17 protein-coding genes are annotated in these 17,495 nt (G+C 56.2%); 13 read left to right on the top strand and 4 right to left on the bottom strand.

Annotation, left to right across the window (positions count from 1 at the left end; translation table 11 throughout):
* Positions 1-8: 8 nt before the first annotated feature.
* The 7 genes from puhC (at position 9) to ACOSDM_RS13290 (ending at position 6,421) form a co-directional block, all read left to right on the top strand.
* Positions 9-491 (top strand): photosynthetic complex assembly protein PuhC, encoded by a 483-nt coding sequence (gene puhC, locus ACOSDM_RS13320; RefSeq protein WP_420725033.1) that lies wholly within the window; start codon positions 9-11, stop codon positions 489-491.
* A 13-nt stretch (positions 492-504) separates the two neighbouring features.
* Positions 505-834 (top strand): hypothetical protein, encoded by a 330-nt coding sequence (locus tag ACOSDM_RS13315; RefSeq protein WP_420725032.1) that lies wholly within the window; start codon positions 505-507, stop codon positions 832-834.
* Positions 834-1,880, top strand: coding sequence for a magnesium-protoporphyrin IX monomethyl ester (oxidative) cyclase (gene acsF, locus ACOSDM_RS13310; protein ID WP_420725031.1), 1,047 nt, complete (start codon positions 834-836; stop codon positions 1,878-1,880). The genes ACOSDM_RS13315 and acsF overlap by 1 nt, the downstream gene beginning before the upstream one ends.
* 15 nt (positions 1,881-1,895) lie before the next feature.
* On the top strand, positions 1,896-2,714 hold the full coding sequence (gene puhE, locus ACOSDM_RS13305; RefSeq protein WP_420725030.1) for a putative photosynthetic complex assembly protein PuhE: 819 nt from the start codon (positions 1,896-1,898) through the stop codon (positions 2,712-2,714).
* A 52-nt stretch (positions 2,715-2,766) separates the two neighbouring features.
* Positions 2,767-3,981, top strand: a complete 1,215-nt coding sequence (gene hemA, locus ACOSDM_RS13300; RefSeq protein ID WP_420725029.1) for a 5-aminolevulinate synthase — start codon at positions 2,767-2,769, stop codon at positions 3,979-3,981.
* Entirely contained in the window at positions 3,978-4,532 is a 555-nt protein-coding gene (gene idi / locus ACOSDM_RS13295; protein WP_420725028.1) for an isopentenyl-diphosphate Delta-isomerase, read from the top strand. The genes hemA and idi overlap by 4 nt, the downstream gene beginning before the upstream one ends.
* Before the next feature lie 71 nt (positions 4,533-4,603).
* Positions 4,604-6,421, top strand: a complete 1,818-nt coding sequence (locus tag ACOSDM_RS13290) for an ABC-F family ATP-binding cassette domain-containing protein (RefSeq protein WP_420725027.1) — start codon at positions 4,604-4,606, stop codon at positions 6,419-6,421.
* A 67-nt stretch (positions 6,422-6,488) separates the two neighbouring features.
* Here the strand turns inward: ACOSDM_RS13290 and ACOSDM_RS13285 are convergent, their stop codons facing one another.
* On the bottom strand, positions 6,489-7,274 hold the full coding sequence (locus tag ACOSDM_RS13285; protein ID WP_420725026.1) for an MOSC domain-containing protein: 786 nt from the start codon (positions 7,272-7,274) through the stop codon (positions 6,489-6,491).
* 105 nt (positions 7,275-7,379) lie between these two features.
* Here ACOSDM_RS13285 and ACOSDM_RS13280 point away from each other — a divergent pair, with 105 nt between their 5' ends.
* From ACOSDM_RS13280 to ACOSDM_RS13260, 5 genes are all read left to right on the top strand, one after another.
* Entirely contained in the window at positions 7,380-9,782 is a 2,403-nt protein-coding gene (locus tag ACOSDM_RS13280) for a Lon protease family protein (RefSeq protein ID WP_420725025.1), read from the top strand.
* A gap of 9 nt (positions 9,783-9,791) precedes the next feature.
* Positions 9,792-10,379 carry a D-sedoheptulose 7-phosphate isomerase gene (locus ACOSDM_RS13275; RefSeq protein ID WP_420725024.1) on the top strand — a complete coding sequence of 196 codons (588 nt, stop codon included), beginning with the start codon at positions 9,792-9,794 and terminating at the stop codon, positions 10,377-10,379.
* Positions 10,380-10,684: 305 nt separating this feature from the next.
* A complete protein-coding gene (locus ACOSDM_RS13270; protein ID WP_420725023.1) occupies positions 10,685-12,271 on the top strand; it encodes a lysine--tRNA ligase in 1,587 nt (528 codons plus the stop codon).
* A 99-nt stretch (positions 12,272-12,370) separates the two neighbouring features.
* Positions 12,371-12,643, top strand: a complete 273-nt coding sequence (locus tag ACOSDM_RS13265; RefSeq protein WP_420725022.1) for a DUF6460 domain-containing protein — start codon at positions 12,371-12,373, stop codon at positions 12,641-12,643.
* A gap of 13 nt (positions 12,644-12,656) precedes the next feature.
* Positions 12,657-13,295 (top strand): MliC family protein, encoded by a 639-nt coding sequence (locus ACOSDM_RS13260; protein ID WP_420725021.1) that lies wholly within the window; start codon positions 12,657-12,659, stop codon positions 13,293-13,295.
* On the opposite strand, the gene ACOSDM_RS13255 is transcribed toward ACOSDM_RS13260, so the two are convergent.
* From ACOSDM_RS13255 to ACOSDM_RS13245, 3 genes are all read right to left on the bottom strand, one after another.
* A complete protein-coding gene (locus ACOSDM_RS13255; RefSeq protein ID WP_420725020.1) occupies positions 13,292-14,302 on the bottom strand; it encodes a cytochrome d ubiquinol oxidase subunit II in 1,011 nt (336 codons plus the stop codon). The two genes, ACOSDM_RS13260 and ACOSDM_RS13255, sit on opposite strands and share 4 nt — an antisense overlap.
* 5 nt (positions 14,303-14,307) lie before the next feature.
* Complete coding sequence (locus ACOSDM_RS13250; RefSeq protein WP_420725019.1) at positions 14,308-15,681, bottom strand: cytochrome ubiquinol oxidase subunit I; 1,374 nt, start codon at positions 15,679-15,681, stop codon at positions 14,308-14,310.
* 96 nt (positions 15,682-15,777) lie between these two features.
* Positions 15,778-16,809: a mitochondrial fission ELM1 family protein gene (locus tag ACOSDM_RS13245; protein ID WP_420725018.1), complete on the bottom strand. Its 1,032-nt coding sequence runs from the start codon at positions 16,807-16,809 to the stop codon at positions 15,778-15,780.
* A gap of 155 nt (positions 16,810-16,964) precedes the next feature.
* Between ACOSDM_RS13245 and ACOSDM_RS13240 the strand changes: the two genes are divergently transcribed.
* The gene (locus ACOSDM_RS13240) at positions 16,965-17,462 is read left to right on the top strand and encodes an Lrp/AsnC family transcriptional regulator (protein ID WP_420725017.1); all 498 of its coding nucleotides are present in this window, start codon (positions 16,965-16,967) and stop codon (positions 17,460-17,462) included.
* Positions 17,463-17,495: the final 33 nt, after the last annotated feature.

Raw genomic sequence — 17,495 nt, 5'->3', positions numbered from 1 at the left:
ACGATCCGATGAAGCCAGTTCATCATCATCATGACACCGCCGTCCCGCGGCCCTTGTTGATCGCAGTCGCGGTGATGGTGGCTTTGACACTTATCCTATCGGCCTGGTCCAGCTATCAGAAGCATCAGACCACCGCCCAGCGTGACGCGGATATTCAAGAAATCATCCAGGCGGGTGAAACCCGTATCCGCGCCATTGGATTTGCGGATCAACCCAATGGCGCGATTGCTGTTCTGGATGGTGAAACCTCTGCCATCATTACCGCCGTGGAGCCAAAGGAAGATGGCTTCGTGCGAGGTGTCTTGCGGGGGTTTGCCAGAGAGCGCCGGTCGATGGGAATTGGCCCGACGCCCCCGTTTCACCTGATCCTGACGGCAGATGGCGCCTTGATCTTGTCGGACCCACAGACCAATCGGGAAGTGTTCCTGAACGCTTTCGGGCCAACAAATGCACAAGCGTTCAGCCGCCTGTTTTTTGCCCACGCGTCATAAGGATGAGACTGAGATGAGCCCTGATTTAGACCCTCAACCCGCTGCAAACCCGCACTTCTTTAAGCGCCTTGTGTCAGAAGTGCCCTGTGTCGTGGATGTCGAAAACACATTTGATGGTGTCTATGCCCATGTCGATTTGAAGGCGAATGTGCCCGTCGGTCCAGGGGATACGGTGCGTGTTCTGGGGGACAAGATCGTTGCCCCTTACGGGTCCAAATTCACTCTGTTTCGGACAGCGGAAGTACAACGGGCCGGACGGGTGGAGCGCGCCTGGACCAAGCTTACAGGACGTCTTGAATGCCTGGAGCTTTTGGAAGTCAGCTTTTCAGCAGGAGATGCATAATGACCATCACCAGCATGTCGATCACGACCGATGACACTTTAAATATCGCCAAGGAATCAACGGTGTTGAGCCCGCGCTTTTACACCACGGATTTCGATGCTCTGGACAAGATGGATGTCACCCCAGTGCGCAAGGAATGGGATGCGCTGATCGCGGAAATGCGCAGCGACCCGAACCGCCTGCATTTCAAGAAGGACGAAAACTGGGAAGCGCCCAGTCTGGACGATCTGCCGCCAGCCTTGCGCAAAGAGTTCGTCGATTTCCTGGTCAGTTCCATGACGTCGGAATTTTCGGGCTGCATCCTGTATGCGGAAATGCGCAAGCGTGGTTCCAATCCGGATATGTGCGAATTGTTCAAACTGATGGCGCGGGACGAAAGCCGCCATGCCGGTTTCATCAATGACGCGCTGAAAGAATATAATATCGGGATTGATCTGGGCTTCCTGACCAAGGCGAAGAAATACACCTATTTCCGGCCCAAATTCATCTTCTATGCCACCTATCTGTCAGAGAAGATCGGTTATGCCCGTTACATCGTGATCTTCCGCCAGTTTGAACGGCATCCGGAACTGCGCTTCCATCCGATCTTCAAATGGTTTGAGCGCTGGTGTAATGACGAATTCCGCCATGGGGAGGCTTTTGCCCTGTTGATGCGTTCCCAACCGGAATTGTTGAAAGGCCACAACAAGTTGTGGATCCGATTCTTCCTGATGGCGGTCTACGCGACCATGTATGTACGCGATCACAACCGCCCGGAATTCCATAAGGCGGCGCAACTTGACCCAACCGAGTATGACTACAAAGTCTTCAATATCTGCTCTGAAATCACCAAGCAGGTTTTTCCCTTCACACTGGATACGGACAATCCGAAACTTCGGGCAGGGTTTGAGCGTCTGCGGGTGCTGAATGACCGGATGAAGGGGGCTGGACGGATTAAGAAGGCAGCATTGACCCTGGCAGCGGCTGCGACCTTTGCGCGTCTGTATATGTTGCCGACGATCAGCAACGAAATCCCGGAAACCAGCCGCATGCAGCCGGCCTGGTAGGAGGTTACAGACAGGATGGACACATATCTGATCCCTCTGTTTTTTGCGGTCTTCATCTGGTGGTTTTCCACTGGACTGGTCTTTATGACCGATGGTCGCGCGCCCAAGGCACGGGGTTGGATTCTGATCGGTGTTACCGTCCTTCTATTTGCAAGCCTTATCGGCGTCTGGTTGACCCGGGATATGACAACGGTTGCCGGGGCTTATCTGGCCTTTGGCTGTGGTCTGGGAATCTGGGCCTGGAACGAGGTTATGTTCCTTCTGGGCTATGTCACTGGTCCGGTTCAACATGCATTGCCCAAGGGTACTGGCGCGGGGAAGAAATTCCTGTTGGCGGCGGGGACGGTGCTGTACCACGAGTTGGCCATTCTGGTCTCCGGGCTGGTCATCATTCTATTGTCAGAGAATGGTACCAATCGCGTTGCATGGTGGACATTTGGCGTTTTGTGGATCATGCGGCTCAGTGCGAAACTGAATGTCTTTTTTGGCGTTGCCAATTTGGCCGCTGATCTTTTGCCACCGCATCTGGCTTACCTGAAAAGTTACTTTGGGACCCGGCGTATCTCCGCTTTCTTTGCCCTGTCTGTCACTGCGGGAACAGTGTTGGCCGCGTTGATCTATCATGGTGCTCATGGCAGTGCGTTTCAGATCACAGCCGCGATGCTGGTCGGCACCATGATGGCGCTGGCCTTGCTGGAACATTGGTTGCTGGTGCTGCCCATTCAGGACGCAGCCCTTTGGAAATGGGCAATTTCGCCCAAGTCAGAAACCCGGCCGGTGGAACCGGCTCCCGACACTGTGAAACGCAACGCCACTGTTGCGGGAACGCCGTAGAGGGATAACACAGGCCAGATAAGGCCCAAGAACCCGAGTGGGAGGTTGAACCATGGATTATGAAGGCTATTTCCAGGATGCCTTGAGCGATTTGCGCGAAGAGGGGAACTATCGGATCTTTGCCGATCTGGAACGCCAACGTGGGAACTTTCCCCGGGCCACGCATCATGCCGAAGACGGAGAGCGCGACGTCACGGTCTGGTGCTCCAACGACTATCTGGGTATGGGCCAGAATCAGACGGTTCTGAATGCCATGCACGAGGCGATGGACAAATGCGGCGCGGGTGCGGGGGGCACCCGGAACATTTCCGGCACTAATCACTATCACGTATTGTTGGAGCAGGAATTGGCCGATCTGCATGGCAAGGAATCCGCCCTGCTGTTTACATCGGGCTTTGTCTCGAACTGGGCGACCCTGTCGACGCTGGCCTCAAAAATTCCAGGCTGCATCGTGATATCAGACGAAAAGAACCATTCGTCGATGATCGAAGGCATCCGCCATTCTCGCGCAGATAAGGTCGTCTTCAAACATAATGATGTGGCGGATCTGGAACGGGTGCTGAAATCCCTGCCAGCGGATCGTCCCAAACTGATCGCTTTTGAAAGTGTCTATTCAATGGATGGCTGTATCGCACCGATCAAGGAAATCTGTGATCTGGCCGATAAATACAATGCCATGACCTATCTGGACGAGGTGCATGCGGTGGGCCTGTACGGTCCGCGCGGCGGCGGCATATCAGAACGGGAAGGCCTGGCCCATCGGTTGACTGTGATCGAAGGTACCCTGGCCAAAGCCTTTGGGGTGATTGGGGGGTATATTGCCGCGTCGGAAGCCCTGTGTGATTTTGTCCGCAGTTTTTCCGCAGGCTTTATCTTCACAACCGCCCTGCCGCCGGCAATCGCCGCTGGTGCGCGCGCCAGTGTGAAGCATTTAAAGGTCAGCCAGATCGAGCGGCACCGCAAGGAAGAGCGTGTCGCCCTGGTGCGCCGTCGCCTTGATGCCGCGGGTCTGCCGCATCTGCCCAATCCCAGCCATATCGTGCCGGTCATGGTGGGGGATCCGGTTCTGTGTAAACAGATCAGCGATCAATTGCTGCATGAACATGGCATTTATGTTCAGCCGATCAATTATCCGACCGTCGCCCGGGGAACGGAGCGTTTGCGCGTTACCCCATCTCCGCTGCATACCAATGAGGATATCGATAAGCTGATCAATGCCCTGTCAGAAATCTGGTCCCAGATGGGCCTGAACCGGGCAACGGCGTGACCTATGTTCCGCCCAAATCAGGCGCTGTGCGCGCATCCGGGATGATCCCCGCGATTGCGGCGGATCAGTCGCTATATCCGATTGAGAAGATGGAGGCCCATCGCTTGGGTGTGTTCCATCAGGCGATTTCGGCCTTTGTCTTCTCTCTATCAGGGGAATTGCTGATCCAGCGGCGGGCAGCGGAAAAGTATCATTGCGGTGGCTTATGGGCGAATACCTGCTGCACCCATCCACATTTCGGGGAAAGCCATGAGGAGTGCGCAGCAAGGCGCATGCGGGAGGAATTGGGCCTGACGATTCCCCTGGAACGCCGGACAACTGTCGAGTATCGCGCGGATGTGGGCGGCGGCCTGTGGGAGCATGAACAGGTCGTTGTGTTTCGTGGGCAGGCGGATCCAAAACGTATCACCCTTGCTATCAATCCTGATGAAGTCAGCGAGACTCGATGGGTTTCCCTGGATCATCTGTGCGCCGAAGTATCCGCAACACCCCAGGCGTTTACCCCCTGGTTCCGGATATATTTGCGCCGCTGGGAAGAGCTTTCGTTATAATCCGGTAAATTCCGATAAAATCCCCCTCAATTCGCTTGCCGAGTTGTGGCGGGGCGCGTACATCGCGGGGCATGGCAAGACAACTCCTGACACTAGACGATATTCACCTGACATTTGGCGGTCACGCACTGCTGGATGGGGCCAGCCTGTCCATTGGACCGGGCGAACGCCTGTGCCTGGTCGGGCGTAATGGGTCTGGCAAATCGACCCTGTTGAAAATCGCAGCAGCACAGATTGAGCCCGATTCCGGCAAGCGGTGGGTTCATCCCGGAACGACGGTGCGCTATCTGCCGCAAGAACCGGACTTGTCTGGATATAAGACCGTGCTGGAGTATGCCCAGGATGGGCTGGATCTGGACATGGAAGGCTATCGCGTTTCCTATCTGTTGGAGCGTTTGGGCCTGACAGGGGCAGAAGATCCGATGACCCTGTCTGGAGGAGAGGCCCGCCGCGCCGCCCTGGCGCGGGTCCTGGCCGCAGAGCCCGATATCCTGCTGTTGGATGAGCCGACCAATCATCTGGATCTGGAAGCCATCGAATGGTTGGAAGAAGAGATCCTGGGCTTGCGCTCTGCCCTGATCCTGATCAGCCACGATCGGCGTTTTCTGACACGATTGTCCAAAGCGACTTTGTGGCTGGATCGGGGTCGCGCCCGGCGTATGGATCGTGGTTTCGAAGCCTTTGAGGCCTGGCGCGACCAGACGCTGGAGGAAGAAGAGCGGGACCGACATAAGCTGGATCGCAAGATTGCAATGGAAGAAGACTGGCTGCGCTATGGCGTTACCGCCCGGCGCAAGCGCAACCAGAAACGCCTGGGCAATCTGGTCAGCATGCGCCAGGACCGGCGTGACTATCGTCGTGCCCAGGGCACGGTAACGCTGGCCGCCGGGGATGCGGGTACCTCTGGCAAGCGGGTGATGGAAACCGAGGATATGTCGAAATCCTTTGGCAGCCGCGCGATTGTTAAAGACCTGTCGCTGCGGGTGCTGCGGGGCGACCGGTTGGGAATCATCGGGCCGAATGGGGCGGGCAAAACGACCCTGTTGAAGCTTTTGACCGGAGAACTGGCACCAGACAGTGGCACGGCCATTCAGGGCACCGCGCTGGAGATTGCGACATTGGATCAGCGCCGCGCGGAACTGGAACCCGATGTCACCTTGCAGGATGCCCTGACCGGCGGTGACAGCGACAAGGTGATCGTGAACGGTCAATCCCGCCATGTCATCGGCTATATGAAAGACTTTCTGTTCACCCCGGAACAGGCGCGCCAGCCCATTGGGCGGCTGTCAGGGGGAGAGCGGGGGCGATTAATGCTGGCCCGGGCGCTGACGCGGCCGTCCAATCTGTTGATCCTGGACGAACCGACCAATGATCTGGACCTTGAAACCCTGGACCTGTTGCAGGAGTTGCTGAACGACTATCCAGGCACCGTCATTCTGGTCAGCCATGACCGCGATTTCCTGGATCGTGTCGCCACATCGGTTCTGGTTGCCGAAGGGAAGGGCCATTGGCAGGAATATGCGGGCGGCTATAGCGATATGCTGGACCAGCGTGGCAGCGCCATTCGCGATATCAAAGAAAACGCAACGGCCCAGAAATCCACCAAATCAGCGGCGAAACCAATGCTGTCGGCCACCACATCCGATGCCAAGCGCAAGTTTTCGATGAAAGAGCGCGAAGCCCTGAAAACCTTGCCGGGTCAGATTGAAACCCTGCGCGCTCAGAAGGCTAAGCTGGAGGCCGTATTGGCTGACCCTAAAGTTTTTACAGAAAAACGGGAATTGGCGGAAAAATCCTCAAAGGCTCTGGAAACAACGATATCTGCCCTGGCCGTGGCAGAGGAAAAATGGCTGGAACTGGAAATTCTGCGGGAAGAGATCGAAGGGTAACAACCCCATCCGCTCATGCGACCGCATGATGCGTGGTTTTCTTCCGCTCATGCGACCGCATGATGCGTTATAGCACAGTGATCGTATCGCCCAGCTTGATCGTGCCGCTGCGGACAACCTTCGTATGAATACCGCAATCAATGTGACCAAAGCCTTTTCGCAGGCTCAGCGGGATGTTCATATCGATGGTGCCGGTCTGTGGATTGACATTGGTTGCCGCACAGCGGTCAATGCGCTCCAGAACCTGTAAGACACAGTCCCCGATTTGAATTTGCTTGTCGACCCAGTCGAACTCTCTCCAGGCATCCAGGCCTTCCAGATACAGATTGCCGCGAAACCGCATCGGGTCAACGGGTTCGCGCGTTACACGCTCAATATCCCGGACGCTGGCCATGTTGATGATCGAAACTTTAGCGGCTTCGACATCGGTGAAGGCAACACCTTGCGGGGCCTCAACAACCTTCGGGTTGCCCCGTGGGCCGTCGGGCATAAAGCCTGCTAGGAATGTCTGTAACAGGGTTCGCCCCATATGGTCGTCCAGCCTGGCGCGGCTGATCTGTTTTCCCTTGCGCAGAACCGTCAGGGTGCGGGTTTCTTCATCAAAAGCGATATCCAGTTGCGCCAGTTTTTCATCCCGGGCCAGACACAGAAAATTCGCCTTCTTTGCCCAGGTCGGGGCGGCGGGGTCGACCTTGCTGGAGCCATGCACAACCGCCCAATGACGGTCAAAGGGCAGTCCATCGCCCTCTTGCAAGGCGACGCTGTCCAAAGGGTCCGGCCCCATTCCCTTAACGGGAAAACGATAGATTTGATCAAGTGTCACTGTCATGACACCGACAGTATCCGATGCCATCGAACAGACAAGACTTTCTGCACGACCTGGCTGTGTCAAAATATCCGGCTTTTCCAATGTGCTGTAACGGCCTAGCCTGCCAGTGTATCAAGGTGACAGTGTTATGTGTTTAGACAGTCTGTTCTGGTGGAGGATTTTATGGTCGCGCGCAGTTTGAAAGCCGACAAGGTTGGTATTCCGCGCTTTAAATGGAAGGCGCGCAAGGCGGCGACCTTGTTCGATCTTTCCAGCCATGAGCGCGCCCGCGCTGCCCTGGACTTTGGATTGTCGATGCAAACGCCCGGTTTCAATATCTTTGTTCTGGGGCCGGATCGGGCCGGACGGATGACGGAAACCCTGGCCTATCTGCGTGACTGCAACGCGTCGAAAAAGCCGGCCAGCGACTGGGTCTATCTAAACAATTTTCTGCGCCCACATCGGCCCAAACCCTTCGAACTGCCTGCTGGATCTGGCAGGAAATTGCGACAGTCGATGGAACATTTCATCGCCCAGCTACGCACCGCCCTGAAACAGACATTCGAGGGGGAGACCTATCAGGCGCGTGTTCAGGCCGTCACACAGCGTTTGACCAAAAAGGCGGAAGCTGCCCTGGCTGGCCTGCGGCAGGAAGCAGCTCAGCTTGGTCTGGGCATATTCCAGGGCGAACAGGGACCGGCCCTGGCCCCGGTGGATCCTCAGGGGGCCGCGCTGCCCTGGGATAAAGTCCCCGCGGAAGATCGGGAGGCGATGACCGCCAATGCCAAGCAATTGATTGCGAAGTTACAGGCGATCAATGAGGAAATCACTCAGGATCGTGCCGGCCTCATGCAGGCGATTGGCGACATTACACAGGATGTCGCCCGCGATGCTTGCGATATTTTGTTGCGACCTTTGATTGCGCAGTTTTCTGGACAGGGGCTGAATAGATGGTTCGTTGAACTGGAACAGGATATTCTGGATCACCTGCGCAGCTTCGGGCCTGCGGTCGACCCTCAGGGGCAGCCCATTGCGGTGGAAAAGCCAGAACGACGGTATGCGGTTAATCTGTTGGTCGATAATGGCGATACCAAATGCCCGCCGGTCATACTGGAATCGACCCCTGATTATGAGAACCTGTTTGGCGAAATTCAGTATCGGCCCGGCGCGTCCCATCTGGAAACGGATTTCACCCTGATCCGGCCGGGCGCATTGCATCGGGCCAATGGCGGGGTGCTGGTATTGCGTGCCGATGCACTGGCGGCGCTGCCTGGCAGTTGGCAGGCGTTGATATCTGCCCTGCGGGATGGATATATCCGCATTGAAGAACGCCACCGCCAGAAGGCCATGCCGGTGACAGGCGCGCCCTCGCCAAAGGCCATTCCTTTGTCGTTGAAGGTGGTTATCGTGGGAACGCCTGCACTGTATTATGGTGGATATTCTCCCTCCCCTGATTTTCGCGCTTTGTTTAAGGTGAAGGCGGATATCGCCCAGGATATGCCCGCCAGTGCAGCGAATTTGTCGATCTATGGCACCGTGTTGCAGACGCGGGCCAAGGCCCAGACCGGCCGGGGGCTGAAGGACGGGGCGATTTCTTATTTGCTGGGGCTTGCGGCGCGCATGATCGGCGATCGGACCCGCCTGTCTGCCAGCCTTGAATTGCTGGATGATCTGATATCAGAAGCCGCTGCCCGGACATCGGGGAAGGGGGCCCTGACAGAGGCGGACCTGATCAAGGCGCGTCGGGAACAGGAGCAACGCAATAACCGTGTTGAGGTCAGCAGTCAGGATATGATTGACCGTGGCGTGGTGATGATCGCGACCGAAGGATCGGTGATTGGTCAAATTAACGGCCTTACAGTCCGCGACACCGGTGATCACGCCTTTGGTGGCCCGTCGCGCATCACGGCCCGGGCCAGTGTCGGGCGTCACGGTGTCTTGAATATTGAACGCCAGATCGCGATGAGCGGCCCTATCCAGCAAAAGGGCGCTTTGGTGTTGCAGGGCTATCTTTCCGGCCTATTCGCCCGTACCGCGCCCCTATCCTTTAATTGCTCCATCACTTTTGAGCAGAATTATGGCGGTGTAGAAGGGGACAGTGCCTCTATGGCGGAACTGATTGCCGTTCTATCAGATCTGGCGGGTGCCCCTTTGCGACAGGATCTTGCGATTACCGGATCGGTCAATCAGCGCGGGGATGCCCAGGCGGTAGGCGGTGTTCATCATAAGGTTGAAGGGTTCTTCAAGCTGTGTGCGGCACGGGGTCTGACCGGCAGTCAGGGGGTTATCGTGCCGGATTCTGTGGCTGATGGGCTGGTGGTCGATGATGCTGTGCGCGATGCCATTGCCGCAGGTAAATTCCACCTGCATACCGTCCAGACGGTGGAAGAAGCCGCCAGTCTTATGACCGGGCTTAAGATTGGAAAGTCGGGTAAGTCCGGCGACTATCCGGCCGACACGCTGTATGGGCGCGTGCAACGCCAATTGGCCGCTTTTGACGCAGCCCTGTTTCAGCGTGAAGCGGCACTTGTTCGCACGGCAGACGCAGAGTAATCTGCGCGCATGAGCGTTTCTGAGACCTTCTTTGACGATGAATTTGCCGAACATGCCTCTGTCCTGGCGCGGACACATGAGGCATGCCGTGAGGATATGGCGAAGATGCTGTCCGTCTGGGCCAGTTGTATTCGCCGGGGCGGCAAGATTCTGTTTTTTGGCAATGGTGGCAGCGCCGGGGATGCCCAGCATCTGGCGACAGAACTGGCCGTGCGCTATCGCGCGGACCGGTCGCCCATTTCGGCCCTGGCGCTCAGCGTTGATACGTCTGCCCTGACCGCCATTGGCAATGATATGGGCTTCAATCACGTCTTTTCGCGACAGATTGAAGCGATTGGCCGGGCCGGGGATGTGGCCGTTGGCATTACCACATCAGGGCAAAGTCCGAATGTGACCCTTGCCCTGGAAATGGCGCGCCGCAAAGGCCTGACCCCCGCGGCGCTGACCGGGCGCGATGGCGGTAAACTGGTTGGACTGGCAGAACCGATGATCATCGTGCCGTCCAATACAACGGCGCGTATTCAGGAAATGCATATCCTGATCGGCCAAATGCTGTGCGCCGCCCTGGAAATTGACCTGGGTCTGGTCTCCGAATAATTCCATTCCTGCCGGATAGGTCGGCGGCTGCCGCTCTGGACCCCGGATCAAGTCCGGGGTGACGGTGGCGCACAACACAAATCCTGACGTTCCCGCACAGGCAGGTGACCGGGGCGGCCTGCATCACTTTCGCCTGCCGCTGTTGGGGGGCGGTGGTATATAAATCTCGTCATTCCCGCGAAGGCGGGAATCCAGGGCTGCATAGCAATCTATAGCCCCATAGTTGACGAACCGGGCTGCCAAGCCTAGTTTCCGGCGCGTTTGGCGCATTATGCCCATTATCCTTAACAGAATGAGAAAAAGCGATGACAACAACACTGCGCGACAGAGCCCTCAATGCCCGAGCCTGGCCTTTCGAAGAAGCGCGCAAAGTGTTGAAACGCTATGAGAATAAGCAGCCGGAAAAAGGCTATGTTCTGTTTGAAACAGGCTATGGCCCGTCGGGCCTGCCCCATATCGGTACCTTTGGGGAAGTGCTGCGCACGACCATGGTACGCCGTGCCTTTGAATTGATGAGCGATATTCCGACCAAATTGCTGGCCTTTTCCGACGATATGGACGGGCTGCGCAAGGTGCCGACCAATGTGCCCAATCAGGACATGCTGACGGCCGCGTTGAACAAGCGCCTGACCAAAGTGCCCGATCCATTTGGCACCCATGACAGTTTCGGAGCCCATAACAATGCCAGGCTGCGGGATTTTCTGGATGGTTTTGGCTTTGAATATGAATTTGCCAGTTCGACGGAATATTACTTCTCTGGCCGGTTCGATGATGCCCTGATCCGCATGCTGGAATGTTATGAGGCGATCCAGAAGATCATGCTGCCGTCTCTGCGCGACGAAAGACGGGAAACCTATTCCCCCTTTCTGCCGGTCGATCCGGATACGCATGAAGTTTATCAGGTGCCCGTGCTGCATACGGATGCCAAGGCGGGGACCATCGTCTATCGCCATCCCGATGGGCGCGAGGTGGAAACACCGGTCACGGGCGGGCGTTGCAAACTGCAATGGAAACCGGATTGGGGCATGCGCTGGTATGCGCTGGGCGTTGATTACGAAATGTCTGGAAAGGATTTGATTGACTCTGTCAAGCTGTCCACCCGGATTTGCCAGGCTTTGGGTGCGCCGCCGCCCGAGACCCAGATCAATGAACTTTTCCTGGATGATCAGGGACAGAAGATTTCCAAATCCAAAGGAAACGGCCTGTCGATGGAAGAATGGCTGGCCTATGCGCCCGACGAAAGCCTGGGCCTGTTCATGTTCCAAAAACCCCGCACGGCCAAACGTCTGTATTTCGACGTCATCCCTAAGGCCGTGGATGATTACCTGACATTCCGGGCAAAATTTCCGGAGGAAACGCCCGAACAGCAGTTGGAGAATCCCGCGTTTCATATCCACCAGGGGGATGTGCCCAAGGATGTACCGCCGGTCAGTTTCAGCCTTCTGCTGAATTTGGCAGCGGTCTGTAACACAGAAGACAAGGATGTGTTGTGGGGCTTTATCACGCGCTATGCACCACAGGCGTCCCCGGAAAATGATCCGCTTTTGGATCAGTTGGTGGGTTTCGCTATTCGTTATTACCAAGATTTTGTGAAGCCGCATAAGACGTTCAAAGTGCCGGAGGAAAATGATCGAGCTGCCTTAATGGATTTGCGCGACGTTTTGTCTGGCTTTGATGCAACGGCCTCCGCAGAGGAAATTCAGACCCAAGTCTATGAAGTTGGTAAACGCCACGGATATGAAAACCTGCGTGACTGGTTCAAGGCGCAGTATCAGATTCTGCTGGGTCAGGAACAGGGGCCGCGCATTGGCTCGTTCTTTGCGCTGTATGGCCTGCCGGAAACCATCGCCTTGATTGATCAGGCACTGGCGGGGCAGGATATGTCAGCATAGCTTCGGCACGCTGCAGACTTGCCGAAATCAGTTTGTGACAGTAAGGGTATCGGGGTTCAGGCTGTGTGTCTGGACCCCCTTTTCTGTGAAAGGACGACCATGCGCCCTGATTTAAGCCGGATACTGTCGACACTTTTTAAACTGGCGGTGATCAGCTTCATCATTGGATGGCTGTTGGTGCAATTTGATGTCACGCCGGAAGACATTTTTAATAACTTTGGCGAGACCGTCCGTCGGATCTATGACATGGCCAAGGGCGCGATTGAATGGAGCGCCGGTTACATTGTCATCGGGGCCGTCATTGTCATTCCGTTATGGCTGATTTCTGTCCTGTTCAATGTCTTGAAAGGGCGCGGGCGTCGCAATGATTGATCAGGCAGGATAAATGGTCCGACTTGCGCTGATCTCTGGACTGATAAGCCTGCTGTTGGGCTGTGCCGGAATGCCCGCCAGTTTGCCCTATGCACCCCCCACTTATTTCGCCTATCGCTGTCCCGATGGCGCCTTCGAGGTCAAATTGGGGGATGATGAAGCGCGGGTCCTGCACCTGGGATCGCAGATTGTTTTGCCATTAGTGCCCTCCGCATCCGGCCAGAAGTATCAGGATGGGGTCGGAAATCTGCTATTCATGAAAGGCCGGGAGGCCTTGTTTGAAGGCGCCCGAGGTATGCCCTTGAAAGACTGCAAGGGGCAGTTGGTCGATACCCCCTGGCGTGGCGCGGCGGTGCGGGGTGTCGATTTGCGCGCCGTCGGCAATGAACCAGGTTGGTTGCTGGAATTAGATCAGGAGCGGGGTGTCTTCATCCTGTTGGATTATGGATCCAGGATTATTCAGACGCCACCCCCGCGCCTGAAAATCTATCCCCTGACGATTGAGACACAGGCTCATCGCATCACCATCGCCTATCGCGAGGATGGATGCCGCGATCCGATGAGTGGGGAATACTCCCCCCTGACAGTGACGCTGACGGTGGATGACACGACCTATACCGGCTGTGGCCGTCGCCTGCAAAACGTGCCCTAATCGTAGCTTAAGTCCCTCGCTTTGCCGCGAAAAACGTAATACGCGAAGGCGGTGTAAATCAAAATGGCGGGCAGCACGAACAATGTGCCAATCAGAATGATCATCAGGCTTTCCGGCGCGGCGGCGGCTTCGTAAATCGTCAGTTTGTCAGGCACGACATAGGGATAGAAGGAATAGGCCAGCCCCAGGAACCCCAGCACGAAGATGTTGCCGGTCAGAAAAAGCGGCAGCCAGGCATGCCGGTCCTTGTCTTTTGGCAGCTTACGCAGAATCAGAACCAGCCCCAGGAACAGGGCACCCGCCCCCAAAGGCAAGGGCGCCAGGGCCAGTATCTCCGGGAAGGTGAACCATTTGTCAAAAATGCGCGGACTGACCAGCGGGGTTGCCAAGGATATCGTCCCCATACCAAGGGCAGTAAAAATCAGCGTCCGTTTGGCCCAGGTAACGGCCTTTTTCTGCAAGATATCTTCCATCTTATAGATCAACCATGTGGATCCGATGGTCATATAGGCGGCCGCCAGACAACAGGCGATCAGCGCCGCGAAGGCGACATGGGCCAGGGTCCAATCCAGCCCCATCACATACATGCCCAGCATGAAACCCTGCGACAAGGCGGTGACCAGCGACCCCAGAAAGAACAGGAAGTTCCATAGGGGCTTTCTCGGCGGCGATACCTTTGCGCGGAAATCAAAGGCGACGCCCCGCAATATCAACCCGATCAGCATCAATGCGACAGGCAGATATAAGGCGGTCAGGATTGTTCCGTGGGCGACGGGGAACGCGACCAGCAACAGACCGACCGCCAGGACCAGCCAGGTTTCATTCGCATCCCAGAAGGGTCCAATAGAGGCAATCATGCGGTCTTTTTCATCATCCTCTGCGACGACCATCAACATGCCAATGCCCAGGTCATACCCATCCAGGACCACATAGATCAGGATCGACAATCCCATTAACCCCGCAAAAACAAGCGGCAGCCAAACAGTCGGATCGGATAAATCGCCCATAATGCCTACTCCGCTGGTGAGGATGAGAAGCCCGGTTGGTACCCTTTATCGGATTGGGCACCAGAGGATTGCCTGGCCGCCTTGTCAGAGACATACATCAGCGTCGCGATATAGGCGATGATCAGCCCTGCATAGACCACAAGATAGGCAATAAATGTGCTGGCGATCATTCCAACGGCAACGTCAGACGCGGCCTGACTGGTCGTTAGAACACCGGTGACCAGCCAGGGTTGGCGCCCAATTTCTGTTGTGTACCAGCCAGCCAGGGTCGCAATCCAACCGGAAAACGCCATCCCGACCAGGATCCAGGCCAACCAGGGCCGCAAATCCCGACCGTTGCGCAGATACCATGTCGCAAACCAGGAAACGACCAGCATGGCCAGACCAACGCCGACCATGATCCGGAAGGCGAAAAAGACAGGGGCGACCGGGGGATGATTAATTGTCCCATCGGCGGCGACAAAATCATTCAGGCCTGGAACAACGCCATCAGGGTCGTGTTTCAGGATCAGACTGGCCCCGTTGGGAATTGCGACCTCAAACTTGTTCTCGCGTGTTTCCTGATCTGGAATTGCAAACAGCACCAGCGGCACATTGCTTTGGGTGGTCCAGTTCGCTTCCATCGCCGCGACCTTGGCTGGCTGATGTTCCAGCGTGTTCAAGCCGTGCAGATCGCCTGCATAAATCTGGATGGGGATCAGGATCGCAGCCAATGTGGTGCCGGTTTTCAGGGCGACGCGGTTGCCGGGGCTGCGATCGCTGCGCAACCATCGGAATGCAGATAGGCCGGCAATCAGGAAGGAGACGGTCAAGCCTGAGGCCAGCAGCATATGGACAAGCCGATAGGGCATGGAGGGGTTGAAGACGATGGCAAACCAGTCCGTCGCATGGGCGACGCCGTCGCGCATCTCAAACCCTGTCGGGGTCTGCATCCAGGAATTCAGTGCGATAATCCAGAAGGCAGATACCGTGGTGCCAAAGGCGACCAGGAACGTCGCAATCGTATGGACACGATTGGAAACACGGCTGAACCCAAACAGCATGATTCCCAGGAACACGGCCTCCAGGAAAAAGGCCGTCAAAACCTCATAGGCCAGTAAAGGGCCTGCAATATTGCCGACGCGCTCCATATATCCGGGCCAGTTGGTCCCGAATTGGAAGCTCATCGTGATGCCGGAAACGACACCCATGGCAAAGGACAGTGCGAAAATCTTTACCCAGAAGAAATAGGCATCCATCCATTTGCTGTCGCCGCTGCGCGCATAGGCCATTTTGAAATACAGTAACACCCAACCCAGCGCGATGGTGATCGTCGGAAACAGGATATGGAATGAGATATTCGCACCAAATTGCATGCGGGCGAGTGTTATGGCATCCATTTCAAAATACCCCTAATATTTCACGGGTTTAAAGCCATTCCTCTTATCAATGCATCGTGCAGAGATGTCCACTTGACACCGTGTCGCATTCAGCACTCAGGATGCTTCTGGCGTATCAATCCCTTTGCGCCGCAGGATTTCTCTGACCCGTTGCGCCACGGACAGGGTATCATTTAGGGCGTTAAATTCCCAGTCAACCAATGCGCCTTCAAATTTGCGCGTGGCCCCGGCGTCTTCCATGGCGCGATGAAAGCGTTCAAATTTCGTGGCGCGGCCGGTAATGGGCAGATGAATGACCTGAACCGGACGACCTGTGGCTGCGGCCTCTGATACCATATTTACGGAATCCCCGGTGACAATGATCCGTTCCGCCAATCCCAGATACCCAAAATAGGGGTTTTCTCCATCACCGGACCAGACCACCGCAGGGGCGCCCGCCAGGGCCGTGCGAATGGCAGCAATTGCGGTGGGATCAGTGCGGCGCGATGTCGTGACCATCAGACCTGCGCCGGAAGTTTGGGCCAAACTGGCCAGATCCTGGGCGATTTGCGTGCCGGTTTCTGCATCCAGTCGATAGGCGCTGTTGCTGCCGCCAATAAGGACAGCAATTCTGGGCTGCGGCAGATGCGACAGTCTGGATTGCCAGTGGGTGGCGGCTTCATCCAGTTTCGCGCGGGTCACGCCATGCAGCGATCCCATCGTCACGGCGATATTTTCCCCTGTGATCCCATCATGGGCTGGCGCAGCGATCAAATCGAAGGCATCGGTATTCATGCGCGGATTTTGGATATGAACAATGCTGGTGCGGCCCTTGCTGCGGCGCTTTATCGCAAGGGATGGACCGATGCTGCGGCGTCCACAGGAAATAATAAGCGCAGGCCAGGGGGGCATCAGCGGGTCGGAAGCTGCAGGGCGGGTCCCCATGTATTTCCCAATCAGACATTTTGGCCAATAGTTGGCGGGCAGCCATTGCCATGGCTTGGCCAGTGTAATGACCTTTTCCACAATCGGCAGGCCCACGGCTTCCGCCAGGCCGCGCGCAGGGGATCGGTTGCCGGCCCGACCATCGGTCAGAACCCAACAACAGGTCGGCGCTTGCGGGCCAAAAGGGGCGTTATCTGTTATCATATCAGCGGTTATGCCCCGCCTGCCATGGCAGGGCAAGTATCTCTGGCTGGATATCTGTTATGAATAAGATAGATAATAATATTGCGCGAACGGGGCAAAAAGGGTAATTCTTGTTATCTTGGTAAGCGGTAAAATTCCAATAGGACGGTGCATGAATGCGACGGGCAAAACTGGATAAAATTGATAAGAAAATCCTGCGTGATCTTCAGGCGGATGGTCGGATCACGAATGTTGAATTGGCCCATAATGCTGGAATCTCTGCACCGCCCTGCCTGCGTCGCGTGCGGGCGTTGGAAGAAGCCGGGTTTATCCGGGGCTATCATGCAGATCTTGATGGGGAAATGCTGGGCTTTGACGTTACAGTTTTCGCCTTTGTTGGACTGGTCAGCCAGGCTGAAAGCGACCTGCGCAAATTTGAAGAAATGGCGGCGGATTGGCCCCTGGTTCGGGAATGTCACATGTTACAGGGTGATACGGACTTCTTATTGAAGGTCGTTGCCCGGGACCTGGACAGCTATAATCGCTTTCTGACAAGCCAACTGACCGCCGCCCCGAATGTTGCCAATGTGCGCTCTGCCATCGGGATTCGCACGTCTAAGCGGGAATATGGCGTGCCGGTCGGCCCCGATGTCGATATCGAGGACCTTGTTTAAGGTTCGGCGATTGCGTTTCGCTTTTTGCGTTAA

Source organism: Hwanghaeella sp. LZ110, assembly GCF_048892525.1.
Classification (GTDB): domain Bacteria; phylum Pseudomonadota; class Alphaproteobacteria; order UBA8366; family Aestuariispiraceae; genus Pacificispira.
The sequence above is the reverse complement of the archived record's forward strand: the minus strand, read 5'-3'. Positions and strand labels throughout refer to the sequence as shown.